The sequence below is a fragment of the Streptomyces sp. NPDC001714 genome (assembly GCF_042892755.1).
GTDB lineage: Bacteria > Actinomycetota > Actinomycetes > Streptomycetales > Streptomycetaceae > Streptomyces.
On record NZ_JBIAUL010000001.1, the window covers coordinates 104,150 to 127,083 of the forward strand.

Sequence of the window (22,934 nt, forward strand, 5' to 3'; positions counted from 1 at the left end):
GCAAGTGTAGGAAGGGGGAGTTGCTTCAGGCCAGATCAGGTGATGACTGTTGGGTTACGAATCTTGACGCTGTGGGGTCAGCCGACGGTGATGGAGTCCAGCTTCTCCCGCAGGTAGACGTGCGAGTCGACCGGCGGGTACGCGACCCGGCCGACCGGCGCCGGGACGGACTCGACGGTCGTGCCCGGGGTGCACTCGCCGAAGTAGACGAGGGACATCAGTTCCTCGGCGGGCGCGTCGGTGGGCGGCGGCAGCACCCGGTGCCGTCCCGACCGCCACCGGTCGCCGGTCCAACGGGCCATCAGGTCACCGATGTTGATGGTGAAGGCGGCCGGGTCGAAGGGCGCGTCCTCCCAGCCGCCCTCGTCCGTGTACACCTGCAGCCCGCCCTTGCCGGCCTGCCGGTCCAGGATGGTCACCGTCCCGAAGTCGGTGTGCGGCCCGATCCGGAACTGGCCCGGCGCGGGCTCGCCGAGCACCTCGGTGCCCGGATACCAGTTGATGTTGAAGCCGTACGTCGGGTGGTCCATGTGCCGGGAGAAGAAGTCCCGTTCGAGTCCGAGCGCGTACCCGAGGAGGGACAGCAGCTCCTTCTCGAGGCCGGCCATCCGGTCCAGGTACTCCGCGCAGAGCGTGCGCAGTTCCGGCACCTCGGCCGGCCACACGTTGGGCGCGTACCACTCCGCGTTGACGACCGGGTCGTCGAACGGTTCGTGGGTCGCGAAGGTCAGCGACTCCTTCAGGTCGGGCGGGGTCTCGGTGCCCTCCGAGTAGCCGTTGGCCTCCGCGCCGGGCCCGAGCCAGCCGCGCCCGCCGACCTTCACCTCGTACGCCTGCTTGACCTCGGTGGGGAGGGCGAAGAAACGGCGCGCGGCCTCCCGTACGGCGGTGCGCAGCTCCTGCTCGACCCCGTGCCCGGTGACGAGCAGGAAGCCGGCGGTCTGCAGGGCACTGTCGACGGTCCGGGCGAGGTCCTCGCGGGCCGTCGGGTCGCCGTCCAGCCAGGGACGCAGATCGATGGTGGGGATACGGGGCCTCAGCTCATTCACCGATGTCCTCATTCCACAGAGCCGGGTTGTTCTCGATGAAGTCGTGCATCAGGGCGACGCACTCGGCGTCCTCCAGCAGGACGATCTCCACGCCGTGTTCGGCGAGCCAGTCATGGCCGCCGTGGAAGGTGGCCGCCTCGCCGATCACGACCCGGGAGATGCCGAACTGGCGGACCAGACCGGAGCAGTACCAGCAGGGCGACAGCGTCGTCACCATGGTGGTGCCCCGGTACGACCGCTGCCGGCCCGCCGCGCGGAAGGCGGCCGTCTCCGCGTGCATGGACGGGTCGTCGTCCTGCACCCGCCGGTTGTGCCCGCGGCCGAGCAGTGCGCCGTCGGCGCCGTAGAGCGCGGCACCGATCGGGATGCCCCCCTCGGCGAGCCCCGCACGGGCCTCGGCGACGGCGGTGGCGAGCCAGGTACGGGCGGTACGGGCTTGCAGATGATCCATGACGTCACTCTCCCGTGGCCGAAACACGAGGGCAACGTGCGGAAAGTACCCTCCGGGCAACCCCCGGCCGGACGAAATGTCAGCGGCCGTGCCCGTCCCCTGGAGGTCACCGTGCCCGCACTCACCCTCCGCGAAGTCCTGGCCCTCGACCCCGTGCGGGCGGCCCGCCCCGAACTCCTCGCCGGGGAGGGTGCCCTGGACCGCCCCGTGCGCTGGGTGCACTCCAGCGAGGTCTACGAGGGCGCCAACTTCCTCGACGGCGGCGAACTCCTCCTCACCAACGGCTTCGGGCTGACCGACGCCGGCAACGAGGTCCGCCGCCGGTACGTGCGGGAGCTGGCGGCACGCGGTGCGGCCGGGCTCGCGGTGGAGGTCGGGCGCGCCCTGCCCGGCATGCCGCCCGAGGTGACCGACGAGGCCTGCCGGCTCGGCCTGCCGCTGCTCGCCCTGCACCGGGTGGTGCCCTTCGTCCGGATCACCGAGGCCGCCAACCGGGCGATCGTGGCCCGGGGCCTGTCCGGCCGCCGTACGGTCGTCCGGCCCTGGGGCGACGACCACGCGGCGGCGCTCCTCGCCGACCTGGCCGACGGGCAGGCCCTCAACCAGCCCGAGGTGGAGGCGCGGGCGGCCCTCGCCGGGTTCCACCCCGGGCCCGGCGCCCGGCTCCTCGGCGTCTCGCTGCACGGCAGCCGGGGCGTGGGGGCGGTCGACCGGGCGGCCCGGGCGCTGGGCGGGGCCGGAGCGCTGCGGGCCGCGTTCCCGGGGGACGTCCTGGCGCTGCTCGCCGTACCGGCGGCCGTCCCCGGCGATCCCGTGCGGTCCGTGCAGGAGGCGTTCCGGGGCGCCGCCGAGGCGGGGGCCACGGTCGCCGTCGGCCACGCGGTCGGTTCCGGCGGCTGGCTGCACTGGAGCGAGACGCTGCGCGCGGCCCGGACCACCCTCGAACTCGCGCTGACCGTGCCGCCCGCCGAACCGGCCGTGCCCGAGGGCCCGTCGGTGACCTCGGCCCGCGCCCTCGCCCTGGAACGCGAGCTGACCCGGGGTGGCATCGCCGCCAACCGCGACCGCCTCGCCGCGCTCGTCCAGCACACCCTCGGTCCGCTGCTGGCCTGGGAGGCGGCCCACCCCAGCGACCTGGTCCGCACCCTGGAGGTGCACCTGCGGCACGGCTGCTCCCCGACCCGCACGGCCGCCCTCCTGCACATCGGCCGGCAGTCCCTCTACCAGCGCCTGGAACGGATCGAGTCCCTGCTCGGCCTGGAGATCGACGACCCGGACCTGCTGGGCGAACTCCTGACGGCGGTCTGCGCGCACCGGGTGGTGCGGGGGACGGCGGCGGTCCGGTCGCCGGGGCTGCGCACGGTGGCGTAGCGGGGGCCGCCGTCTCGCCCGGACGGCCCGCACCTGGTCGGCGACAGCGGGTGCGCGCACCGCGGGCCGCCCGCAGGCTGGGAGCGTGGGCGACGGGATCAGCGGTGAGGGCGATGATCGTAACGATGGTGTCGGTGCCGGACGGGGGCACGACGACGGTCTCCGTGCCGGAGGCACGCCGGCGACTCGCCACGGATCCGTTCCTGCTCCTCGGTGTCGAACTGCCCGAGGAGGAGGGCCCGGCCCAGGAGCCGGTGGTCCGGCAGCTCGGGCTGGACGACGAGGACCTGGAGTGGTTCGGCCGGCCGGAGGGATCCCCGCGGGCCGAGTTCCTGGGCGACACCGCCGGGTTCGTCGTGCCGGTGGTCCGGGCCGGCCAGGTCCACCATGTGCACGCCCTGGCCTCCGAGAGCTTCCTGGTGGTCGTCCACTGGGGCCGCCGGGCGGGCCTGGCGGGGGACATCAGGGCGCTGGTGCGGCGGGAGCGGCCGCACGACGCGGTGGCCGCGCTGTTCCTGCTGCTCCAGGAGGCGCTCTCGACGTTCCGCCGGGCCGCGGTGGAGGCGCTGCTCCAGGTGGAGGAGCTGGAGGACGACATGTTCGAGGAGCGGCGCCCCGAGCAGATCTACCGGCTGTCCCAGCTGCGCCGCCACTCCGCCGTCCTGCACCACGCGTTGCTGCCCTACCTCCAGGGGGTCGACGAGGTGATCACCCGCAGGATGCTGAGCCCTGACTTCCCGGTGGAGCGGCAGCGGCTCGCCCAGGAGCTCCAGCGGGCGGCACGCCTGGTCCTCGCGGACATCGAGTCCCTCCAGGACGCCAGCCGCCGGGCCTTCGCCAGCTACGGCTCGCTGGTTGCGGGCGAGCAGAACGGCGTGATCAACCGGCTGGCGATCGTGTCGGTGATCTTCCTGCCGCTGTCGTTCCTGACCGGGTTCTTCGGCATGAACTTCGAGTTCCTGACGAACCGGCTGGAAACCAGGGACGAGTTCTGGCTGCTCGCCGTGGGGCTCCAGCTGGTCGCCGTGGTCGGCTCGCTGTTCCTGCTGCACCGCAGCCGGATCTGGCGCAGACTGCGGGACGACGACTAGGACGACTGACCGACCCCGGCGGCGGGCCGGCGAGGTCAGAATCCGTTGACCGCCACGACGGCCGCCGCGAAACCCGTCGGGTCCTCCTGCGGGACGTTGTGTCCCACGTCCAGGGTCCGGTGCTCGTACGGGCCTCCGAATTTTTCGCGGTAGGCCGTTCCGTTTCCCGGGGGCGTGAACGGATCGTGCTTTCCGTCGATGGTGATCGTCGGCACCTTGATGACCGGTGCCGCGGCCAGGCGCTTCTCGAGGTCGTCGTACTGGCGCTCGCCTTTCGCGAGACCGAGCCGCCACCGGTAGTTGTCGATCACGATGGCGACGTAGTCCACATTGTCGAAAGCCGCTGCCGTGCGATCGAACGTCGCGTCGTCGAACCGCCACGTCGGAGAGTTGAACCTCCAGACCAGTTCGGCCAGGTCGCGTCGGTACTTGTCGAGGCCGCGGACGCCCCGGTCGGTGGCGAAGTAGTACTGGTACCACCAGGCCCATTCACTCTTCGGGGGCGACGGCATCTGGTTGGCCTCGACGTTCGCTATCAGATATCCGGTCACGGAGACCAGCGCCTTGCAGCGTTCCGGCCAGAGCGCCGCGATGATGTCGCCGGTCCGCGATCCCCAGTCGTATCCGGCGAGGATGGGTCTCTCCGTCTTGAGGGCGTCCATCAGGGCGATGATGTCGACGGCGAACGCCGACTGCTGGGCGTTCCTCGGTGTCTTCTCGGAGCGGAACCGCGTGCTGCCGTGGCCGCGCAGATAGGGGACGACCACCCGGTACCCCTTCGCCGCGAGCAGTGGCGTGACCGCTTCGTAGCTGTGGATGTCGTAGGGCCAGCCGTGCATGAGGATGACCGGCTGTCCGTTCGCAGGTCCGGCTTCGACGTACCCCACGTTCAGATCCCCGGCGTCGATCTGCTTCACCGGACCGAACGAGGGCGGGGGCGCGGAACCGGCCGCGCTGTGAGCTTCCGCTCGGTCACGTCCCGTCATGCCGTAGCGGCCCGCCACGGCAGCTGTGGCGGCGGCACCGAGGAACTGACGACGACTGTGCATGGGCCCGTGTACGTCCATCGGTGAGTCTCCCTGTTCCGAGGTGGCACCGGCAGAACACGGATGGCGCTACGCGGAGGCGCGCAGGCGCCTCTCCTCTGTCATGCAACACCCGTCGGCGGACCCCCGCAACAGGGGTCGAGCGCCCCCTTTCGCGCTGTTTCGCGGGAAAAGGGGCGAAGACCTCCGGTGCGGAACCCCTAGGCGGTCCGGGGGCGCCGCCGCAGGGCCGCGTACAGCAGGGCGCTCACCGCGAAGCCGACCACCGGCGTGATGTCGCCGAAGGCGGGGTGGTGCTCGGGGACCCAGCCGACGTAGTCCTCCTGGTTGGAGAAGAGCGGGACGGAGACCGCGACGCCGATCAACAGCGCGGCGAGACCGGGCCAGTTGGTGAAGGAGCGGTCGGCGAGGCGGGCGGACAGCTCCTCGTCGGTCGCGGTACGGCGCTGGAGCCACCGCTCGACCAGTACGACCCCCAGCCAGGGCGCCACCCAGTACGCGATGACCAGCAGGAACGCCTCGTAGGCCGAGCCCGCGTCGTCCAGCGAGGCCCAGGCCGCCGCCGTACCGGCGATGCCCGACACCACGACCAGGGCGCTGCGGCTCAGCCAGGTGGGGAGCTTCAGGCCGAAGGAGGCGATGGAGATCGCGCCGGAGTACACGTTGAGGGCGTTCGCCGAGACCCCGCCCAGCATGATGGCGAGCAGGACGAGGTCACCGAGCCAGCCGGGGAGGTGCCCGGTGAAGGCGGCCGTCGGGGTGGCGTCCTTCGGGGCGACGATCGTCGCCGAGGCCGCGCCGATCACGGCGACGATCGAGACCGACACGAACAGGCCGACGGCCGGCCACAGGACGGTCTTCGCCTTGTTCGCGGTGCGCGGCAGGTAGCGGGAGTAGTCGGTGGCGTACGGGTTCCAGCCGGCCGCGTAGCCCCAGGCCGCGCTGAACGCGAGCAGGAAGCCGCCGACGCCGCCGCCCGAGCCGCCCCCGCCGAGGTCCGCGTCCTTGAAGGTCCACACCCCGGCCAGCAGGAAGATCACCGCGAGCGCCGGGAACGCGTACTTCTCGAAGGTGTGCACGAAGTTGTGGCCGATGAAGCCGATGAGGATCTCGGCGACCACGACGAGGAGAAGGGAGGGGAGGGGGCGCAGGCCGGTCAGTGTGTTCAGGGCGAAGGCCGCGCTCACGCTGTTCACGGCGAACCAGCCGACGCCCGCGAGCAGGCCGTTGGCGGCGGAGGGCAGGATGTTGCCGAGGAAGCCGAACGAGAAGCGGCCGATCACCATCTGCGGGACGCCGAACCGCGGGCCGTCCAGCGACAGCACGCCCTGGGTGACCGCGCCGATCGCGGTGCCCAGCAGGATCGCGGCGGTCGCCGACCAGAAGTCCAGGCCGAAGAAGAGGACCGCGATCACGCCGATGTAGACGGTCGCGAACTCGATGTTGGGGGACGCCCACGTCCACAGCAACTGGAGGGGGCTGCCGTGGCGTTCGGCGTCGGGGATCGGTTCCGAGCCCGCCGCCTCCACGGCGATGACCCGGTCGCCGTACTCGGGCGCGATGCTGGTGGTGGAACCGGCGGGAGCAGTCGTCATACGAGGTAAGTGTCGGGATCCCTCCCGGCCCGGCCCAGGGGCGCACTGTCCGCTTCGGGCGGCTCACCGGCGTACAACCTGCACGCATGCGAGGACTTCCGCAGGCGCGGTGCCTCCGGAAGTCCTCGGACGATACCTGCGGCGCGGCCCGGGTCAGCCGCTGGTGCAGGTGTTGGCGGCCGCCGGGTTCAGCAGGCCGATGACGTCGATGCTGTCACCGCACACGTTCACCGGGATGTCGACCGGGACCTCGATGACGTTGCCCGACACCACACCCGGGCTGTTGGACGCGGTACCGGTCGCCTCGGCGCCGTTGTCGGCGAACGCGGCGGTGCCGCCGGCGAGGGCGAGGGTGGCGGCGAGTGCGCCGGTGACGGCGAGGGAACGGATGCGCATGACGGCCTCCAAGGTGTCGGGATGTCAGAACGCGTCCATCACAACCGCCCGCCACCGGAGCCGCATGTGCTGCTGGGCCGATCGGCGCAACCGGCCCCGGGCCAGGGGCCGCTGCGTACGTTACGCGGCGAGGCGGTCCGCCAGCTCCTTCGCCTTGCTGGCCGCGTCCTGGAGGGCGCGGTCGCGGGAGGCCTCGTAGAGCGGCACGAGCTCGGCCATCGCCGGGTTCTGCGGGGCCATGGTCAGCTCCGGCACGATGAAGTCGACGTCCAGGCCGAGACCGTCGGACAGCAGCGCGGTCAGGTAGTTCTGGACGTACTCGAACGGCTCCCGCGGGGTGCCCGGCGCGTACGAGCCGCCGCGGCTGGCCACCACGGTGACCGGGGTGCCCTTGGCGGAGGGGTTCTCCCCCATCGTGCGGTTGAACAGGACCACGTTGTCCAGCCACGCCTTGAGCGTCGAGGGGATCGTGAAGTTGTACATCGGGGCGCCTATGAGCACGGCGTCCGCCTGCTCCAGCTCCTCGATCAGCCGCACCCGGGCCGCGAAGGCGTCCGCCTGCTCGGGGGTGTGGGTGGCGGGGTCGGCGAAACCGGCGGTGTGGGCGGCCGCGTTCAGGTGCGGTACGGGGTCCGCCGCCAGGTCGCGGTAGATCACCGTGCCCTCGGGGTGCTGCGCGAGCCAGGCCGTACGGAAGGCGTCGGTGACGGCACGGGAGGAGGAGGCCCCGCCGGGGAGGAGGGACGAGTCGATGTGGAGAAGGGTGGCCATGAGAGGTCTCCGGATACACGGGCCCAGGGCAGGGCCGCAGGGCTGAGAATTCGTACTCAGCTATAGATAACACAGGTGCTTACTTTTTTTCAGCCCCTTCCTTCGAGTGGGGCTGTACCCTGATGTCATGGCGGTGGAGCAGGCCCATGACCCGGAAGCGTGCAAAGGCGTGGATGTCGGCATCACGCGTGTCTTCCAAGTGCTCGGCAAGCGCTGGAACGGCCCGATCCTGTCCGTCCTGATGGATCAGCCCACGCACTTCGCCAGCCTGCGCCGCGCCATCCCCGGCATCAGCGAACGCATGCTCTCCGACCGGCTCGCCGAACTCGGTACGGCGGGTCTCGTGGTCCGCGAGGTCGACGAGGGGCCGCCGCTGCGGGTCTCGTACCGGCTGACGGCTGCGGGCGCGGCGCTGGAGCCGTCACTGAAGACGCTGGGGGAGTGGGCGCGGGACCACCTTCCCGACTCGCCCTGTTAGGCGCTCTGTTCAGTCGTCCTCGACCGGCCGTGCCGGGGACGCCCTCACCTCGGCCCGAGCGGTGACGGGCAGGCCCGGATCGCGGACCTCACCGATCTGCCGTGCGGCATGCGCGCGCACGCTCACACCGGCGGCGCGCTCTGACGTCCCGGCGCGTCAGTCGGTGCGCGGATCGTCCGGCTTCAGGGACCTCAGGAACTCCGGGTTGTCGTCCGGGGCGACCCATCGCTCGCGCGGCTGCCGGGACTTGCCCGCCACCAGCCAGGCCACCGGACCGACCAGGACCTCCCCGAAGAGCAGGATGACGAACACCCAGGCCAGCTTCGGCAGGGCGCGGACCTCGTCCTCAGGGGTGTTCAGGCAGTCCACGAAGGCGTAGATCCACAGCGCGAGGACCAGCAAGTAGGGCAGATACCTGAGCATGGCGGCCAGACTAGCGGGTGACCGAGGCCGCGCATCGGCACCCGGGCATCATGGTTCCGCACGGACAGGAGGGGGGACAGGAGGGGGAGCGGTGGGGGTGCGCGGGTGGTCTCGCAGGAGCCGGGTGGCGGCCGGTGCGGTCGTGGTGGGGCTGGGCGTCGGGGGCGGGCTGGTCGCCGGTGAGCTGGACTCGCCGGTGTTCGGGCTGGCGCAGGGGCCGTTCGCGACGGACCCGGCGTGTGCGCGGCTCGCCGACCGGTACCCGGACCGGCTCGGGGGCGACACGCGGGACCGGGTGTCCTTCGAGGGGCTCGCGGTCTGGGGGCACGGGACGGTGGAGCTGCGGTGCGGTGTGAACCCGCCCGCCCCGACCACCGACGCGTGCGTCAGCGTGGACGGTGTCGACTGGGTGTGGCGGGAGACGGCGGGGGACGGCCGCAAGATGCTGGTCACCTACGGCCGTAGCCCCGCCGTGGAGGTCTCGGTCGCCGACTCCGTGACGGGGCTGGACGCGGTGCTGGTGGAGCTGAGCCGCCTGGTGGCGCCGATCCGGGAGGGCGACAAGTGCCTTGCCGGCGGCGGGAGCTGAGGCCGCGGTCGCGCGCTACTCCGCCAGCAGCGGCCGGGTGATGGCGCGGACGTCGGCCTCCGTCAGCTCGCTCAGGTACTTCGCGGCGATCTTCCCGTGCCGGTCGATGAAGAGGGTGTACGGCAGCGACTGCGGCAGGTACCCCTTCGGCAGCCGGACGAGCTTGCGGCTGCCGGGGTCGTGCAGGCTCGGGTACACCAGGTCGTGCTCGTCCTGGAACGCCCGCCCGCTGTCCCGCCGGGCGTCCGTGTCCACCCCGAGCACCTGGACCCCCTTCGCCGCCAGCGCCCGCTGCGCCCTGGACAGTTCGGGAGCCTCGGCCCGGCAGGGCCCGCACCAGGACGCCCAGACGTTCAGCACGACGACCTTGCCGCGGTAGTCGGCGAGGCTCACCGTCCTGCCGTCGAGGCTGCTGCCGGTGAGATCGGGGGCGGCCTTCCGGTCGGCGGCCGGCACCCGGGTCAGCGGGGAGACGGGTGAGCCGCCTGCCTCTCGCGCCGGCGCACAGGCGGCGGCGAGCACGAGGAGCGGGGCGAGGAGCGGAGCGAGCAGCGGTAACCGGCGATGACGTCTCACGCCCGACGAGTATGCAGGGGGCGGTGACCGGGCCCGGACCCCGGGTGGCCGATACTGGGACACATGGCTTACGACGATCTTCGCTCCCTGCTCCGGGCACTGGAGCGCGAGGGAGACCTCAAGCGTGTCAAGGCCGAGGTCGACCCGTATCTGGAGGTCGGGGAGATCGTCGACCGGGTGCAGAAGTCCGGTGGACCGGCCCTGCTCTTCGAGAACGTGAAGGGGTCGAGCATGCCCCTCGCGATGAACGTGTTCGGCACCGACCGGCGGCTGCTGAAGGCCCTGGACCTGAAGTCGTACGGCGAGATCTCCGAGAAGATCGGCGGGCTGCTGCGCCCCGAACTGCCGCACGGCTTCGTCGGCGTGCGCGAGGCGTTCGGCAAGCTCGGCGCGATGACGCACGTACCGCCGAAGAAGGTCAAAGAGGCTCCGGTGCAAGAGACCGTCCTGACCGGCGACGACGTCGACCTCGACCAGCTGCCGGCCCTGTTCACCTGGCCCCAGGACGGCGGCTCCTTCTTCAACCTGGGACTGACCCACACGAAGGACCCCGAGACCGGCATCCGGAACCTGGGGCTCTATCGCCTCCAGCGCCATGACCGGCGCACCATCGGCATGCACTGGCAGATCCACAAGGACAGCCGCAACCACTACCAGGTGGCGGCCCGGCGCGGGGAACGCCTCCCGGTCGCGATCGCCTTCGGCTGCCCCCCGGCCGTCACCTACGCCTCCACGGCCCCGCTCCCCGGTGACATCGACGAGTACCTCTTCGCCGGGTTCATCGCGGGCAGGCGGATCGAGATGGTCGACTGCAAGACGGTCCCGCTGCAGGTACCGGCCAACGCCGAGGTCGTCCTGGAGGGCTGGCTGGAGCCGGGCGAGATGCTCCCCGAGGGCCCGTTCGGCGACCACACCGGCTTCTACACCCCGCAGGAGCCGTTCCCGGCCCTGACCATCGACTGCGTGACGATGCGCAAGCGCCCGCTGCTCCAGTCGATCGTCGTCGGCCGCCCGCCGACGGAGGACGGCCCCCTCGGCCGCGCCACGGAACGCTTCTTCCTCCCCCTCCTGAAGATCATCGTCCCGGACATCGTGGACTACCACCTCCCCGAGGCCGGCGGCTTCCACAACTGTGCGATCGTCTCGATCGACAAGAAGTACCCGAAGCACGCGCAGAAGGTCATGCACGCGATCTGGGGGGCGCACATGATGTCGCTGACCAAGCTGATCGTGGTCGTCGACTCCGACTGCGACGTCCACGACCTGCACGAGGTCGCCTGGCGGGCCCTCGGCAACACCGACTACGCCCGTGACCTCACGGTCGTGGAAGGTCCCGTCGACCACCTCGACCACGCCTCCTACCAGCAGTTCTGGGGCGGCAAGGCGGGCATCGACGCGACGAGGAAGTGGCCCGAGGAGGGCTACACACGGGACGGGGGCTGGCCGGACATGGTCCTGTCGGACCCGGATACGGCGGCTCTCGTGGACCGCCGCTGGAAGGAGTACGGGCTGTGAGCTCCGCTTCCGCAGCACTCCCGCAGCCGGGACGCACGAAAGCCTTCCTCCGCCTGGTGATGATCGAGCACTCGGTCTTCGCCCTGCCCTTCGCGTACATCGCCGCGCTGACCGCGATGTTCGAGCTGGACCGGAACATCCACTGGGGCCGGCTGCTCCTGGTCACGATCTGCATGGTCGGCCTGCGCACCTTCGCCATGGCGGTGAACCGGATCATCGACCGCGAGATCGACGCCCGGAACCCGCGCACCGCCCACCGCGAGCTGGTCACCGGCGCGATGAGCGTCAAGCACGCCTGGACGGGCGCGCTGATCGCGGTCGCGGTGTTCCTGGGCTCGGCGGCCCTGCTGAACCCCCTCTGCCTGGCTCTCGCGCCCGTCGCCGTGATCCCGATGGTGGTCTACCCCTACGGGAAGCGGTTCACGAACTTCCCGCAGGCCATCCTCGGCCTCGCCCAGGCCATGGGCCCGATCGGCGGCTGGCTGGCGATCACCGGCGAGTGGTCCTGGGACGCGGTGATCCTCGGCCTCGCCGTCGGCATCTGGATCGGCGGCTTCGACCTGATCTACGCCTGCCAGGACGTCGAGACCGACCGCGAGATCGGCGTCATGTCGGTCCCGGCCCGCTTCGGCATCCCGGCGGCGATCTGGGGCGCCCGGGTCTGCCACGCGGTGACGACCGGCCTGTTCGTCTGGTACGCGGTCGTCACCCACGCCGGCGCGTTCTTCTGGCTGGGCCTGGCGGTCGTGGCGGGCGCGTTCGTGTACGAGCACAACATCGTCCGCCCGCACGACCTCTCCCGCCTCAACCGCGCCTTCTTCAGCGTCAACGGGTTCATCGGGATTGCCCTCTTCGTGTGCGCGCTGCTGGACCTGCTGGTCCGGGGCCTGAGCGTCTGAGTACCGTCGGTCACCGCGGACCCGTCCTGAACTCGCCGGGTCGCGCCGGTACGCTCAAGGTGTGAACGCAGGAGAAACGCAGCGCGTGCCTTGGATCGTGGGGGTGTCCGGGGCGTCCGGAACGCCGTATGCCGCTGCTGTGCTGCGTGCCCTGCTGGACGGCGGGGAGAGCGTCGACCTGGTGGTCAGCCGGGCCTCGCGGCTCACCCTCCTTGACGAGACCGGGATCTCCTTCCGGGACGCGCACTGGCGGGACGACCTGGGGGAATGGCTGGCCCGGGGGGCCGACGGCAAGCCGGGTACCTTCCGGGTGGACCTGACGCGGGTGCGGTACTGGAGCGCCGGGGACCTGGCCGCGGGGCCGTCCTCCGGGTCGTACCCGGCGAAGGGCATGCTGATCGTGCCGGCGTCCACCGCCGCCGTCGCCGGGGTCGCGCTCGGCCTGTCCAAGGACCTGCTCCAGCGGGCGGCCGGTGTCACCCTGAAAGAGCGCCGGCCGCTCGTCGTCGCCGTCCGCGAGACCCCGCTGAACGGCCAGACCCTGCGCCACCTGGTCACCCTGGACGACCTCGGGGCGGTCGTCGTCCCCACCTCCCCCGCCTTCTACGCGGGCGCGACCCACATCCAGGACCTGGTGGACTTCGTCGCCGGGCGGGTGCTGGACGCGGCGGGCGTCGGGCACCGGCTCTACCGCCGCTGGGAGGGCGACCTCGGCGGCGGAAGCAAGTAGCTGTACCTCTGCACCACCTCTCATCTACTTCGGGAATCTTCAGCGGAAGGCTTCGATCGCATGGACGCCGTGGACAGGCAGCTCATCCAGGCCCTGAGGGAGAACGGCCGGGCCTCGTACGCTGAGCTGGGCCGCCTCGTCGGACTGTCGGGACCCAGCGTCACCGACCGCATCAACCGGCTGGAGGCGGCCGGGGTCATCACCGGCTACCGCGCCACCGTCGACGCGGCCTCGCTCGGCCTCGGCGTCATCGCCCTCATCGGCATCTCCCTCTCCGACGCGGCCGACCACGAGGACGTGGCGCAGCGCCTGCGGGACCTGCCGGAGATCGAGGACTGCTGGTTCATCGCCGGCGACGACTCCTTCATGCTCAAGGTGCGCTCCACCGACGTGGACGGCCTGGAGAAGACCATCCGGCGGCTCTCCGGGACGAAGGGCGTCTCCCGGACCCGTACCACGATCGTGCTGTCCACGAAGTGGGAGAACCGGGTCGGGGAACTGCCCGAAGAGGTCTAGGGATACCGTTGGTCGGGCTGTCGTAGAAAGGGTGAGGCATGGACGTCGGGCTCAAGCGTGAGCTGGAGGAGAAGGTCCGCTCCGGTGAGCGGCTGTCCCGCGAGGACGGCATCGCGCTGTACGAGTCGGACGACCTGGCCTGGCTGGGCGGCCTCGCCCACGAGGTGCGCACGCGCAAGAACGGCGACGTGGTCCACTTCAACGTCAACCGCCACCTCAACATGACGAACGTGTGCACCGCGTCCTGCGCCTACTGCTCGTTCCAGCGCAAGCCGGGCGAGAAGGACGCGTACACGATGCGCATCGAGGAGGCGGTGAAGCTCGCCAAGGCGATGGAGGGCGAGAACCTCACCGAGCTGCACATCGTCAACGGCCTGCACCCGAACCTGCCGTGGCGCTACTACCCGCGCTCGCTGCGCGAACTGAAGGCGGCCCTGCCGAACGTCTCGCTGAAGGCCTTCACGGCCACGGAGATCCACCACTTCGAGACGATCTCCGGTCTGTCGGCCTCCGAGATCCTCGACGAGCTGATCGACGCGGGGCTCGAGTCCCTCACCGGCGGCGGCGCGGAGATCTTCGACTGGGAGGTCCGGCAGCACATCGTGGACCACCGCACCCACTGGGAGGACTGGTCCCGGATCCACCGCCTGGCGCACGAGAAGGGTCTCAAGACCCCGTGCACCATGCTGTACGGCCACATCGAGGAGCCGAGGCACCGGGTGGACCACGTCCTCCGCCTCCGCGAACTGCAGGACGAGACGAACGGCTTCCAGGTCTTCATCCCGCTCCGCTACCAGCACGACTTCGTGGACGTGAAGGACGGCAAGGTCAGGAACCGGCTCCAGGCCCGGACCCAGATGGCGACCGGCGCGGAGGCCCTGAAGACCTTCGCGGTCTCCCGTCTCCTCTTCGACAACGTCCCGCACGTGAAGGTCTTCTGGGTCATGCACGGCGTGCAGACGGCGCAGCTGGCGCTGCAGCACGGCGCGGACGACATGGACGGGTCGGTGGTCGAGTACAAGATCACGCACGACGCGGACAACTACGGCACGCCGAACAAGCTGACCCGCGAGGACCTGCTGGACCTCATCCGCGACGCGGGCTTCCGTCCGGTGGAGCGGAACACGCGCTACGAGATCATCCGCGAGTACGACGGCCCGGACCCGGCGCGCAGGGAGTCCCCGCAGCCGATGCGGGTGTGAGGGCGTCGACGGTGCGTTGTCGGGTGCGGGCGCGTCGTGGCTGATCGCGCAGTTCCCCGCGCCCCCAAGGGGGCGCACTGCGGCGCCCCTGCTTTTAGGGGCGCGGGGAACTGCGCGACAAGCCCCCACTCACCCGCGGGCGGAGACGAATCCGCATTCCCACGGCGGGTACCCGGACCTCATGTCCACCACCAGCGCTCCGGAGGACGCGTACACCGCCACCCCCTTCCTCCCGGACCGGCTCAACCTCGCTGCCCTCCGGCGGGCCGCCGCCGGCTGTCGTGGGTGCCCGCTGCACCGGGACGCCACTCAGACCGTCTTCGGGAAGGGCAAGGCGCATGCCCGGGTCATGCTCGTCGGTGAGCAGCCCGGCGACCAGGAGGACCGGCAGGGCGAGCCCTTCGTCGGGCCCGCCGGGCGGCTGCTCGGCAAGGCGCTGGCGGAGGCAGGCCTCGACCCGGCCGACGCCTACGTGACCAACGCCGTCAAGCACTTCAATTTCACCTGGGCCGCAACCCGTAAGCGCCGCATCCACAAGCCACCCACCCTGCGCGAGATGTCGGCCTGCGGCCCCTGGCTCGCGGCCGAGCTGAGCGTCGTGCAGCCGGAGCTGATCGTCGTGCTCGGTGCCACCGCGGGAAAGGCGCTGCTCGGATCGTCGTTCCGGGTGGGCGAGGCGCGCGGGACCATGCTGGAGGAGGAGATCCATGGGCGGCCGGAGCGGCTCGTGCCCACCGTGCATCCCTCCTCCGTACTGCGATCGGACGACCGGGAGCAGGCCTACCAGGGCCTCGTCGCCGACCTGAAAGTGGCTGCACAAGCACTGCAGTAATAGATACGATCCCGCTATGCCCCTTACCTTCACCCTCGACCCCGCCATCACCCCCGCCCTCCGCGACGGCATCCTCGACCTGTGGACGGACGTGTCCAACGCCGGCGGAGCCGTCGGCTTCGTGGCGCCGGTCACGGCGGAGGAGATCCGGCCAGAGCTGGTCCGGCACCTCGTCGCGATGGCCGAGGGCCGCCACCGCCTCCTCGTCGGGCACGACGAGGCCGGCGAGGTCGCCGCCACCGCGTTCTTCTCCTTCAACACGCACCGGCTGATGACGCACTGGGTGTGGCTGTACACGGTGATGGTGCACCCGAGGCACCAGGGGCAGGGCTACGGCCGCGACCTCCTCGCGGCCGCCGCCGACGCGGCCCGCGGCTTCGACGGCATCGACGCCATACGGCTCAGCTGCCGCGGCGGCCTCGGCCTGGAGAACTTCTACGGCTCCTGCGGATACAAGGAGGTCGGCCGGGTCCCCGCCGCGGTCCGCGTCGCACCCGGCGACGACCGCGACGACATCACCATGCTGCTCCCGCTGACCTGACCCGGCCCGACCCGACCCCGGTGCAAGATCGGCCCCACGGCGTGCTTCACTGGACGGTGCCCCTTTTCGTCATCGGAAGACTGGATTGAGATGCTCCGCTACACGCTGATGCGCCTCGGTATCTTCGCGGGCTGCCTCCTCGTCGTCTGGGGCCTCGTCTACGCCGGCGCGTTCCCGCGTGGCTTCGGCGACTCCAACCTTCTGTGGGTCCTGCTGCTCTCCCTCGTCCTGTCGGCGCCGATCAGCTTCGTCGTGCTGCGCAAGGAGCGGGACCGCGCCTCCGTCCAGGTCTCGCAGCGGGTCGACCGGATGAAGGCCAACATCGAGGCCAACCGCAGCCAGGAGGACGAGGCGGTCGACGAGGCGGCGCAGGCCCGGACCCAGACCTCTTCCTGAGCGACTCCCGCGCCCCGGGTCCCAACTAGGCTTTGTCCCATGGGGACCGTCAAGACCAAGCGGATGCCGCGCGCGGTACGTGAGCAGCAGATGCTGGACGCCGCCGTGCGGACCTTCGGCCAGCGGGGCTACATGGCCGCGTCGATGGACGAGATCGCCGAACTCGCCGGTGTCTCCAAGCCGTTGGTGTACCTGTACCTGAATTCGAAGGAAGACCTGTTCGCGGCGTGCATCCGCCGCGAGGCCAGAGCCCTGACCGAGGCGGTCCGGGCCGGCGTCGACCGCGAACTGCCCGCCGACCGGCAGCTCTGGGACGGCCTCGGGGCGTTCTTCACTTACACCGCGGAACACCCCGACGGCTGGTCGGTGCTGCACATCCAGGCCCGTACCCACGGCGAGCGGTTCGCCTCCGAGGTCGCGGCGATGCGCGAGGAGATCGTCGCGTTCGTGACCCAGCTCATCGTCGCCGCCGCCCGTGCCGCGCACCGCGACCCCGATCTGGGGGAGGGCGAGGTGGCGGGCCTCGCCGAGGCGCTGGTGGGGGCGGCCGAGTCCCTGGCGGCCTGGGCGAACGCCACGCCGGGAGTGACGGCACGTCAGTCGGCGGCGACCCTGATGAACTTCGCCTGGGCGGGCCTGGGCAACCTGATGGAGGGACGGCCGTGGTCCCCGCCGTGACCGGCCCGCTCCGTCACACGGCACCCCAGCGGCGCAGGGCGGGCGCGAGCCGCTGGTGACCCACGCGGTACAGCGTCTTGGCACCCCGCCCGGCGACCCTCCGCACGGCCCTCTTCACCCGCCCCCGGCCCCCGGCGCCCGGCGGTACGGGCAGCGGGCGGCCCTGCTCGTCGAAGCCGTTGTTCCGGAGGATGCCGCCGAGGTAGGTGCCGGCGCTCTGCGGCGTGTAGTACGGGCGCAGCGGCTGCAACGGGCCGGCGGCGCGCAGCGCGGCGACGCGGGCCCGGGCCGCGGCGTACGGATCGCTCTTGCCGATGCCCTGGGCCGCCGCCCACTCCGGGTCGGGCTGCGGAAGCGCGCCCGCGTCGATGTCGTCCCAGGAGACGAGGCAGCCGGAGTGCACGAAGTAGTGGTTGCCGTGGGCCTCGCGGACACCGAAGTCGGTGAGGATCGCGGTGGGTATCCGCCGGTGCATCGACTCCAGGGCGGCCGTCGAACTCACCGTGACCAGCAGGTCGGTGCGGTCAAGGACGTCGGCCATGTTGCCGTAGACCAGCTGGAGGTTGGCGGGCGCGGGCTCGGCGAGGGTCTCGACCAGTTCCTGGTACGGGTCGGACTCCACGTGGGTGGTCTGCTCGCCGGGCAGGCTGCGCAGCTTGACCAGCACGAGCCGCTCCGGATACAGGCGGGCGTGGGCGGCGGCGCGCTCCAGGAGCCGGAACCGGGACGCGCGGTCCCTGGGCACGGACGGCTGGGCCGCGAAGCTGACGGTGAACGGCCGGTCGGGGGAGGGCCGGTAGGGGGCGCCGCCCAGGAAGGGCAGCGCGCACTCGACCACCGAGCCGGGGTCGACGCCGACGCTCGCGAAGACGGAGCGGAAACGGCGGGTGTCGTGGTCGGAGTTGGCGAGCACGAGGTCCGTGCCGGCCCGGGTCATGAGACCGTCGACCATCTTCTCGTAGACCACGCCGACGTACCCGCTGACCGTGACCGGCCGGTGCAGCCGGCCCTCCCAGGCGCGCCCCAGGCTGTGCACGAGCGCCAGGACCGTGCCGCCGACGACCGCCAGCACGACGATGTCGGCCGTCGCCAGCTCCTCGTCGTCGACCAGTGCGGCGGCGGGCACCTCGCGCCGGCTGTCGGGCTCGATGCCGATCTCGGCGAGTTGCCGTTCGGTGGGTGTGGACCGGCCCCGCAGGAAATACGCGTCCAGCGCGCAGTCGGGGGCGAGCTGCCGGGCCACCGACGCCCCCCATTTCCAGCGGGTGTCGGAGTCGGCGATTACTGCGACGCGTCTGGGAGGCATGCTCAGCGCCCTTCGTGCAATGGATCACAAAAGTGAGCCGAGATTAAGGACGCATTCTGAGCGCAGCATGGGGGATTCCTTCACGGAGCCTTGGGCAGGCTGGGTGTCCCGTGTGAAAAGGGCTTCGGGCAACTCTGTGACCTGCGGGTTCGCCACGACATGACAGGAGTTGCACAGAAAGGCGAAACACACTCTTTGTGCAGGGTTGGCAGATCAAAGGGCAACGCGTGGGCGCACGCTGCCCGCCACGTGCACCCGGTCGCCGCTCCGCAATTGAAAGCGACCGCCCTCGGCGGCGTATTCGACCGTGCCCGGCAGCAGCACCGGCGCCCGGAACTCCGCCCGCACGTCGGCCGCCGTCGGCACCCCGTGCGCGGCCAGACACCGGGCCACGGTCCACATGCCGTGCGCGATGGCCCGGGGGAAGCCGAAGAGGCGGGCCGTGAGCGGGTGCAGGTGAATGGGGTTGCGGTCCCCGGAGGCGGCCCCGTACCGGCGGCCGACGTCCCCGGCGATCCGCCACTCCTCGAGGACGGGCAGCGGGCTGCCGGGCTCGTCCCGGGCCGGCCCGCCGGAGTGCCGCGTCCGATGCCGCGCCAGATACGTGCTCCGCGACTCCCATACGACGTCCTCGCCGGCCCGCACCCCGGTCACGACGGTGGCCTCGGTGCCCCGCCGATGCGGACTCAGTTTCTCGACGTGGACGGCTATGTCGTACGTCCCGTCCCCCGGGAGTTCGGCATACCGCTCGATCTCGATGGAGGTGTGCACCAGCCCCAGCAACGGCAACGGGAACTCCCGCGCACTCATGAGCCGCATCGCCAGCGGAAACCCGAGCACGTGCGGGTAGGTGACCGGCAGCCCGTCGTCACCGGTGGCGAACCCGCAGACGCGCTCGTAGGCGGCGAGTCTCCCGAGGTCGGGGCGGACGCCGGGCAGTACGAGGTGGGTGCGGGGGAACGAAGCGTCGGCGCCCGGCTTCTTGAAGGGCGACCGCAGCGCACCGAGGGCGAGCAGAGGGCCGAGAGAGGGGGTGCGGTCAAGGACGATCACGGAGTTTCCCTTTCGATGCCGGTGACGGACCCGCTCCACGACCGCCACGCCGCCCATATGGCCCAATTCCTGACTCTGGAGTAAGGTTACCGTAGGTAAGCCTATGTCACACCTGTCAACTACCGGGAAACGGGCCGAACGTGAAGGACCCTCACGTAACCTCCGGGATTGCACAGGCCCGTCCCCGGACAACCCCCGAAAACCCACAAGCCCGCCACAGCGGCCCCGTACGATCTCCAGCCTGAACCGCCGGTAACCCCTTTCCGAGGGCCGGTGCCGGTGAACGCCTCGGTGCGCGAGGCACGTACGTCATGCAGCAAGCAGTTCACCGCTGCACGCCCGAGGAGCCGCCCCGTGTCCACGTCCTCTTATCCGAACGCCGCGCCCGTCTCCACCGGTGCGGCGATCCAGGCCACGGACTACGACGGGAACCCGATCCTGGTCGAGCCCCTCGTGCAGCGGCTGGACGGGGTGGTCCGGGAGGCGTACGTACCGCCGTTCGCGCCGCCGGTGCGGCACGGCTCGCTCGCCGACCTGCCGTTCGAGAACGCGGAGGCGGAACCGGGTGCCGTGGTCCTCAGCCGCAAGTCGGCCGGGGGCGAGGGCCCTTGGGAGCACGTGACGGCCGCTCAGTTCGCCGCGCAGGTGCTGGCGGTGGCGAAGGGCCTGATCGCCGAGGGGCTGATGCCGGGCGACCGGATCGCGATCATGTCCCGGACGACGTACGAGTGGACGCTCCTCGACTTCGGCGCCTGGGCGGCCGGCCTGGTGACGGTGCCGATCTACCCGACCTCCTCGGTCTTCCAGACCCGCTGGATCATGCACGACTCGGGTGCCGTCGCCCTGGTCACCGAGACCTCCGCGCAGGCCGCCGCGCTCGGCCCCGAGCTCGACCGGCTGCCCGACCTCAGGCACCTGTGGGTGGTGGAGAAGGGGCACGTGGACCGGCTCGCGGAGGCCGGTGCGCAGGTGCCGGACGGCGAGGTGGGCGTCCGGCGGGGCATGCTGGGCCCCGACACCCTCGCCACCCTGATCTACACCTCCGGCACCACCGGCCGCCCCAAGGGCTGCGCCCTCTCGCACGGCAACTTCTTCGCCGAGGTCGACAACGCGATCGAACTCCTCTACCCGATCTTCAAGGCGCGCAACGACGAGGAGGTCTCCATCCTCCTCTTCCTCCCCATGTCCCACGTCTTCGGCCGCATGGTGGCGATCGCCTGCGTCCGCGCCGGGGTCCGCCTCGGCCACGCCCCCAGCCTCAAGGCCGAGGACCTGCTCCCGGACCTGGCCGGCTTCAAACCGACCTGTCTGCTCACCATCCCGTACATGCTGGAGAAGGTCTTCAACACGGCGCGGGCGAAAGCGGAGGCGGGCGGCCGGGTCTCGGTCTTCGACCGGGCCACGGGGGTCGCCCAGCGCTACGGCGAGGCGCTCGAGGCGAAACAGACCGGCACCGGCAGCGGGCCCGGCCGGGCCCTGAAGACCGCCCGCACCTTCTACGACCCGCTCGTCTACCGCCGTATCCGAACCGCCATGGGCGGTCGCGTCCGCCACATCATCTGCGGCGGCTCCCCGCTGGGCCGCCGCCTCGCCGCGTTCTACGCCGGGGCCGGCATCGAGATCTACGAGGGCTACGGCCTGACCGAGACCACGGCCGCCACCACCTGCACCCCGCCCCTCAAGCCCCGCCTCGGCACGGTGGGCTGGCCGATGCCCGGCACCAAGGTCCGGATCGCCGCCGACGGCGAGATCCTGGTCGCCGGCGACCACGTCCTGCGCGGCTACTGGGACCCGGCGGCCGGCGGGGTCGTCCCGGCGACCCGGGACGGCTGGCTGGCCACCGGTGACCTCGGCGAACTCGACGACGAGGGCTACCTCACCATCACCGGCCGCAAGAAGGAGATGCTGATCACGGCCGGCGGCAAGTCGGTGGCCCCGGCCCCGCTGGAGAACTGGCTCCGCTCGCACCCCCTCATCTCCCAGGTGATGCTGGTCGGCGACGGGCTGCCGTACGTGAGCGCCCTCATCACCCTCGACCGGGACGGCCTCACCCACTGGCGCCAGATGAACGGCAAGCACCCGGTGCCGCCGGAGCTCCTGCTGGACGACGTCGAATTGCGGGCCGTCCTGCAACGCGCCGTGGACGAGGCCAACAAACTCGTCTCCCGACCCGAGTCCATCCGCCGCTTCGAGATGCTCCCCGTCGACTTCACCGAGGAGGCCGGGCATCTGACCCCCTCGATGAAGCTGCGCCGTGAAGCGGTCATGAAGGACTTCGCGGCGGAGATCGAGGGCCTGTACACGAAGTGACCGGCGGCCGGCCCGGGCGGCGGTCCGCGGCCCCGGTGTCCGGTGGTTTGCGTTGGGCCACCTGGCCCACCTGGCGCGATGGCATCACGGGGACCGTCCATCGCCCGTGATTCCATCGCGCCAGGAGGTACACCATGGCCGACGACCGGCAGCAGGACACCCTTTCCCGACCGTTCACCACCCGGCGCCGTGTGCTTGCCGCGGGCGCTGTGGCCCCCGTCCTCGCAGGCGCAGCGACGCCGGCGGCCCGGGCGCTCTCCCACGACCGCCCGCGCACCCTGGCCGAACCCGAGATGACCGACCTCGCCTACTGGGCCGACGTGGCCAAGGCGCTGGGACGGCCGGGTGACATGAAGCGGTACATGTACCACACCGGCCTGCCCCGCCGGGACCTCAAGGTGGTCTCCCGGGGCGTGCGGATCGAGACCTCGCTGGCCCTCGGCACCCACGTCGCCTTCGTCCGCTACAAGGACGGCGCCCACCTGCTGATGGGAGACGCCGTGGTCACCGAGCACGAACTGGACGGCTTCACCGACGCCGTCCTGGAACACGGCATCGCGATCAATGCCGTACACAAGCACCTGCTCGCCCACCAGCCCGCCCTGTGGTGGCTGCATCTGCACGCCCACGCCCACGACCCGGTACCCGTCGCCCAGGGGCTGCGTGCGGCCTTCGACCGCACCGGCACCCCGCCCGACCGGCCGCCCGTCACGCCGACCCTCGACCTGGACACCAAGGGCATCGACGGCGCGTTCGGCAACAAGGGCGTCCAGGACGAGGGCATCTACAAGAGCGTCTGGGCACGTGCGGAGCGGATCGTGGACGGCGACATGATCCTGCCGCCCGGTCTCGGCTCCACGACCACCGTCAACTTCCAGCCGCTGGGCAGGGGGAGGGCCGCGGTCAACGGTGACTTCGTGATGACCGCGGGCGAGGTCCAGCCGATCCTGAAGATCCTGCGCAAGGGCGGGATCGGCCTGGTGGAGCTCCACCACCACAACCTCAACGACGAGCCGCGCCTGTTCTTCCTCCACTACTGGGCGGTCGGCGACGCCCTGCGGCTCGCGAAGGATCTGAGCGCCGCCGTCCACGCCACCAACGTGGTGCCGTTCCCGTGAGC

General features: G+C 71.1%; 25 protein-coding genes. 15 read left to right on the forward strand and 10 right to left on the reverse strand.

Annotated features, from left to right (window positions below):
• Window positions 1-77: 77 nt before the first annotated feature.
• Window positions 78-1,049, reverse strand: a complete 972-nt coding sequence (locus tag ACFY0P_RS00495; protein ID WP_388905675.1) for an isopenicillin N synthase family dioxygenase — start codon at window positions 1,047-1,049, stop codon at window positions 78-80.
• A complete protein-coding gene (locus ACFY0P_RS00500; RefSeq protein ID WP_388905677.1) occupies window positions 1,042-1,500 on the reverse strand; it encodes a nucleoside deaminase in 459 nt (152 codons plus the stop codon). The genes ACFY0P_RS00495 and ACFY0P_RS00500 overlap by 8 nt, the downstream gene beginning before the upstream one ends.
• A gap of 111 nt (window positions 1,501-1,611) precedes the next feature.
• Here ACFY0P_RS00500 and ACFY0P_RS00505 point away from each other — a divergent pair, with 111 nt between their 5' ends.
• Window positions 1,612-2,871 carry a PucR family transcriptional regulator gene (locus ACFY0P_RS00505; protein WP_388905680.1) on the forward strand — a complete coding sequence of 420 codons (1,260 nt, stop codon included), beginning with the start codon at window positions 1,612-1,614 and terminating at the stop codon, window positions 2,869-2,871.
• Window positions 2,872-2,984: 113 nt separating this feature from the next.
• Window positions 2,985-3,962 carry a CorA family divalent cation transporter gene (locus ACFY0P_RS00510; RefSeq protein WP_388905682.1) on the forward strand — a complete coding sequence of 326 codons (978 nt, stop codon included), beginning with the start codon at window positions 2,985-2,987 and terminating at the stop codon, window positions 3,960-3,962.
• A 35-nt stretch (window positions 3,963-3,997) separates the two neighbouring features.
• On the opposite strand, the gene ACFY0P_RS00515 is transcribed toward ACFY0P_RS00510, so the two are convergent.
• The 4 genes from ACFY0P_RS00515 to ACFY0P_RS00530 form a co-directional block, all read right to left on the reverse strand.
• On the reverse strand, window positions 3,998-5,029 hold the full coding sequence (locus ACFY0P_RS00515; RefSeq protein ID WP_388905684.1) for an alpha/beta fold hydrolase: 1,032 nt from the start codon (window positions 5,027-5,029) through the stop codon (window positions 3,998-4,000).
• A 179-nt stretch (window positions 5,030-5,208) separates the two neighbouring features.
• Entirely contained in the window at window positions 5,209-6,603 is a 1,395-nt protein-coding gene (locus tag ACFY0P_RS00520; RefSeq protein ID WP_388905686.1) for a purine-cytosine permease family protein, read from the reverse strand.
• A gap of 153 nt (window positions 6,604-6,756) precedes the next feature.
• Window positions 6,757-6,999, reverse strand: a complete 243-nt coding sequence (locus tag ACFY0P_RS00525; RefSeq protein WP_388905689.1) for a chaplin — start codon at window positions 6,997-6,999, stop codon at window positions 6,757-6,759.
• 120 nt (window positions 7,000-7,119) lie between these two features.
• Entirely contained in the window at window positions 7,120-7,770 is a 651-nt protein-coding gene (locus ACFY0P_RS00530; protein WP_388905692.1) for an FMN-dependent NADH-azoreductase, read from the reverse strand.
• Between the two features lie 127 nt (window positions 7,771-7,897).
• On the opposite strand from ACFY0P_RS00530, the gene ACFY0P_RS00535 reads away from it, so the two are divergent.
• Entirely contained in the window at window positions 7,898-8,248 is a 351-nt protein-coding gene (locus ACFY0P_RS00535; RefSeq protein ID WP_388905694.1) for a winged helix-turn-helix transcriptional regulator, read from the forward strand.
• 156 nt (window positions 8,249-8,404) lie between these two features.
• Here ACFY0P_RS00535 and ACFY0P_RS00540 read toward each other — a convergent pair whose 3' ends face one another.
• A complete protein-coding gene (locus ACFY0P_RS00540) occupies window positions 8,405-8,671 on the reverse strand; it encodes a PLD nuclease N-terminal domain-containing protein (protein ID WP_388905696.1) in 267 nt (88 codons plus the stop codon).
• 124 nt (window positions 8,672-8,795) lie between these two features.
• Here ACFY0P_RS00540 and ACFY0P_RS00545 point away from each other — a divergent pair, with 124 nt between their 5' ends.
• A complete protein-coding gene (locus tag ACFY0P_RS00545) occupies window positions 8,796-9,260 on the forward strand; it encodes a DUF3515 family protein (protein ID WP_388905699.1) in 465 nt (154 codons plus the stop codon).
• A 15-nt stretch (window positions 9,261-9,275) separates the two neighbouring features.
• Here ACFY0P_RS00545 and ACFY0P_RS00550 read toward each other — a convergent pair whose 3' ends face one another.
• Complete coding sequence (locus tag ACFY0P_RS00550; protein ID WP_388905701.1) at window positions 9,276-9,836, reverse strand: TlpA family protein disulfide reductase; 561 nt, start codon at window positions 9,834-9,836, stop codon at window positions 9,276-9,278.
• A gap of 63 nt (window positions 9,837-9,899) precedes the next feature.
• Here ACFY0P_RS00550 and ACFY0P_RS00555 point away from each other — a divergent pair, with 63 nt between their 5' ends.
• From ACFY0P_RS00555 to ACFY0P_RS00595, 9 genes are all read left to right on the forward strand, one after another.
• The gene (locus tag ACFY0P_RS00555; RefSeq protein ID WP_388905704.1) at window positions 9,900-11,351 is read left to right on the forward strand and encodes a menaquinone biosynthesis decarboxylase; all 1,452 of its coding nucleotides are present in this window, start codon (window positions 9,900-9,902) and stop codon (window positions 11,349-11,351) included.
• On the forward strand, window positions 11,348-12,250 hold the full coding sequence (gene mqnP, locus ACFY0P_RS00560; RefSeq protein ID WP_388905706.1) for a menaquinone biosynthesis prenyltransferase MqnP: 903 nt from the start codon (window positions 11,348-11,350) through the stop codon (window positions 12,248-12,250). The genes ACFY0P_RS00555 and mqnP overlap by 4 nt, the downstream gene beginning before the upstream one ends.
• Window positions 12,251-12,335: 85 nt before the next feature.
• A complete protein-coding gene (locus ACFY0P_RS00565) occupies window positions 12,336-12,980 on the forward strand; it encodes a UbiX family flavin prenyltransferase (protein ID WP_388905709.1) in 645 nt (214 codons plus the stop codon).
• A 60-nt stretch (window positions 12,981-13,040) separates the two neighbouring features.
• Window positions 13,041-13,496: an Lrp/AsnC family transcriptional regulator gene (locus ACFY0P_RS00570; RefSeq protein WP_132787112.1), complete on the forward strand. Its 456-nt coding sequence runs from the start codon at window positions 13,041-13,043 to the stop codon at window positions 13,494-13,496.
• 38 nt (window positions 13,497-13,534) lie between these two features.
• Window positions 13,535-14,698 carry an aminofutalosine synthase MqnE gene (gene mqnE, locus ACFY0P_RS00575; RefSeq protein ID WP_388905713.1) on the forward strand — a complete coding sequence of 388 codons (1,164 nt, stop codon included), beginning with the start codon at window positions 13,535-13,537 and terminating at the stop codon, window positions 14,696-14,698.
• Between the two features lie 181 nt (window positions 14,699-14,879).
• The gene (locus tag ACFY0P_RS00580) at window positions 14,880-15,530 is read left to right on the forward strand and encodes a UdgX family uracil-DNA binding protein (RefSeq protein ID WP_388905715.1); all 651 of its coding nucleotides are present in this window, start codon (window positions 14,880-14,882) and stop codon (window positions 15,528-15,530) included.
• Window positions 15,531-15,546: 16 nt separating this feature from the next.
• On the forward strand, window positions 15,547-16,071 hold the full coding sequence (locus tag ACFY0P_RS00585) for a GNAT family N-acetyltransferase (protein WP_388905718.1): 525 nt from the start codon (window positions 15,547-15,549) through the stop codon (window positions 16,069-16,071).
• A 90-nt stretch (window positions 16,072-16,161) separates the two neighbouring features.
• The gene (locus ACFY0P_RS00590) at window positions 16,162-16,467 is read left to right on the forward strand and encodes a DUF4229 domain-containing protein (protein ID WP_388905721.1); all 306 of its coding nucleotides are present in this window, start codon (window positions 16,162-16,164) and stop codon (window positions 16,465-16,467) included.
• 39 nt (window positions 16,468-16,506) lie between these two features.
• Window positions 16,507-17,145 (forward strand): TetR/AcrR family transcriptional regulator, encoded by a 639-nt coding sequence (locus tag ACFY0P_RS00595; RefSeq protein WP_388905724.1) that lies wholly within the window; start codon window positions 16,507-16,509, stop codon window positions 17,143-17,145.
• 13 nt (window positions 17,146-17,158) lie between these two features.
• Here ACFY0P_RS00595 and ACFY0P_RS00600 read toward each other — a convergent pair whose 3' ends face one another.
• Together ACFY0P_RS00600 and ACFY0P_RS00605 are read right to left on the reverse strand one after the other, a co-directional pair.
• Entirely contained in the window at window positions 17,159-18,451 is a 1,293-nt protein-coding gene (locus tag ACFY0P_RS00600; RefSeq protein ID WP_388905727.1) for a DUF6716 putative glycosyltransferase, read from the reverse strand.
• A 213-nt stretch (window positions 18,452-18,664) separates the two neighbouring features.
• Window positions 18,665-19,504: a MaoC family dehydratase gene (locus tag ACFY0P_RS00605; RefSeq protein WP_388905729.1), complete on the reverse strand. Its 840-nt coding sequence runs from the start codon at window positions 19,502-19,504 to the stop codon at window positions 18,665-18,667.
• 405 nt (window positions 19,505-19,909) lie between these two features.
• Between ACFY0P_RS00605 and ACFY0P_RS00610 the strand changes: the two genes are divergently transcribed.
• Both ACFY0P_RS00610 and ACFY0P_RS00615 read left to right on the forward strand, forming a co-directional pair.
• Window positions 19,910-21,814 (forward strand): AMP-dependent synthetase/ligase, encoded by a 1,905-nt coding sequence (locus tag ACFY0P_RS00610; protein WP_388907246.1) that lies wholly within the window; start codon window positions 19,910-19,912, stop codon window positions 21,812-21,814.
• A gap of 134 nt (window positions 21,815-21,948) precedes the next feature.
• Window positions 21,949-22,932 (forward strand): DUF1259 domain-containing protein, encoded by a 984-nt coding sequence (locus tag ACFY0P_RS00615; RefSeq protein WP_388905732.1) that lies wholly within the window; start codon window positions 21,949-21,951, stop codon window positions 22,930-22,932.
• Window positions 22,933-22,934 lie beyond the last annotated feature (2 nt).

Bases quoted from the DNA above. Each gene is read 5' to 3' on its own strand.
- ACFY0P_RS00570 (WP_132787112.1), top strand. From the start codon at position 13,041: ATGGACGCCGTGGACAGGCAGCTCATCCAGGCCCTGAGGGAGAACGGC.
- mqnE (WP_388905713.1), top strand. From the start codon at position 13,535: ATGGACGTCGGGCTCAAGCGTGAGCTGGAGGAGAAGGTCCGCTCCGGT.
- ACFY0P_RS00530 (WP_388905692.1), bottom strand. From the start codon at position 7,770: ATGGCCACCCTTCTCCACATCGACTCGTCCCTCCTCCCCGGCGGGGCC.
- ACFY0P_RS00500 (WP_388905677.1), bottom strand. From the start codon at position 1,500: ATGGATCATCTGCAAGCCCGTACCGCCCGTACCTGGCTCGCCACCGCC.
- ACFY0P_RS00555 (WP_388905704.1), top strand. From the start codon at position 9,900: ATGGCTTACGACGATCTTCGCTCCCTGCTCCGGGCACTGGAGCGCGAG.
- ACFY0P_RS00590 (WP_388905721.1), top strand. From the start codon at position 16,162: ATGCTCCGCTACACGCTGATGCGCCTCGGTATCTTCGCGGGCTGCCTC.
- ACFY0P_RS00515 (WP_388905684.1), bottom strand. From the start codon at position 5,029: ATGGACGTACACGGGCCCATGCACAGTCGTCGTCAGTTCCTCGGTGCC.
- ACFY0P_RS00580 (WP_388905715.1), top strand. From the start codon at position 14,880: ATGTCCACCACCAGCGCTCCGGAGGACGCGTACACCGCCACCCCCTTC.
- ACFY0P_RS00510 (WP_388905682.1), top strand. From the start codon at position 2,985: ATGATCGTAACGATGGTGTCGGTGCCGGACGGGGGCACGACGACGGTC.
- ACFY0P_RS00600 (WP_388905727.1), bottom strand. From the start codon at position 18,451: ATGCCTCCCAGACGCGTCGCAGTAATCGCCGACTCCGACACCCGCTGG.
- ACFY0P_RS00520 (WP_388905686.1), bottom strand. From the start codon at position 6,603: ATGACGACTGCTCCCGCCGGTTCCACCACCAGCATCGCGCCCGAGTAC.
- ACFY0P_RS00585 (WP_388905718.1), top strand. From the start codon at position 15,547: ATGCCCCTTACCTTCACCCTCGACCCCGCCATCACCCCCGCCCTCCGC.
- ACFY0P_RS00535 (WP_388905694.1), top strand. From the start codon at position 7,898: ATGGCGGTGGAGCAGGCCCATGACCCGGAAGCGTGCAAAGGCGTGGAT.
- ACFY0P_RS00540 (WP_388905696.1), bottom strand. From the start codon at position 8,671: ATGCTCAGGTATCTGCCCTACTTGCTGGTCCTCGCGCTGTGGATCTAC.
- ACFY0P_RS00615 (WP_388905732.1), top strand. From the start codon at position 21,949: ATGGCCGACGACCGGCAGCAGGACACCCTTTCCCGACCGTTCACCACC.
- ACFY0P_RS00595 (WP_388905724.1), top strand. From the start codon at position 16,507: ATGGGGACCGTCAAGACCAAGCGGATGCCGCGCGCGGTACGTGAGCAG.
- ACFY0P_RS00525 (WP_388905689.1), bottom strand. From the start codon at position 6,999: ATGCGCATCCGTTCCCTCGCCGTCACCGGCGCACTCGCCGCCACCCTC.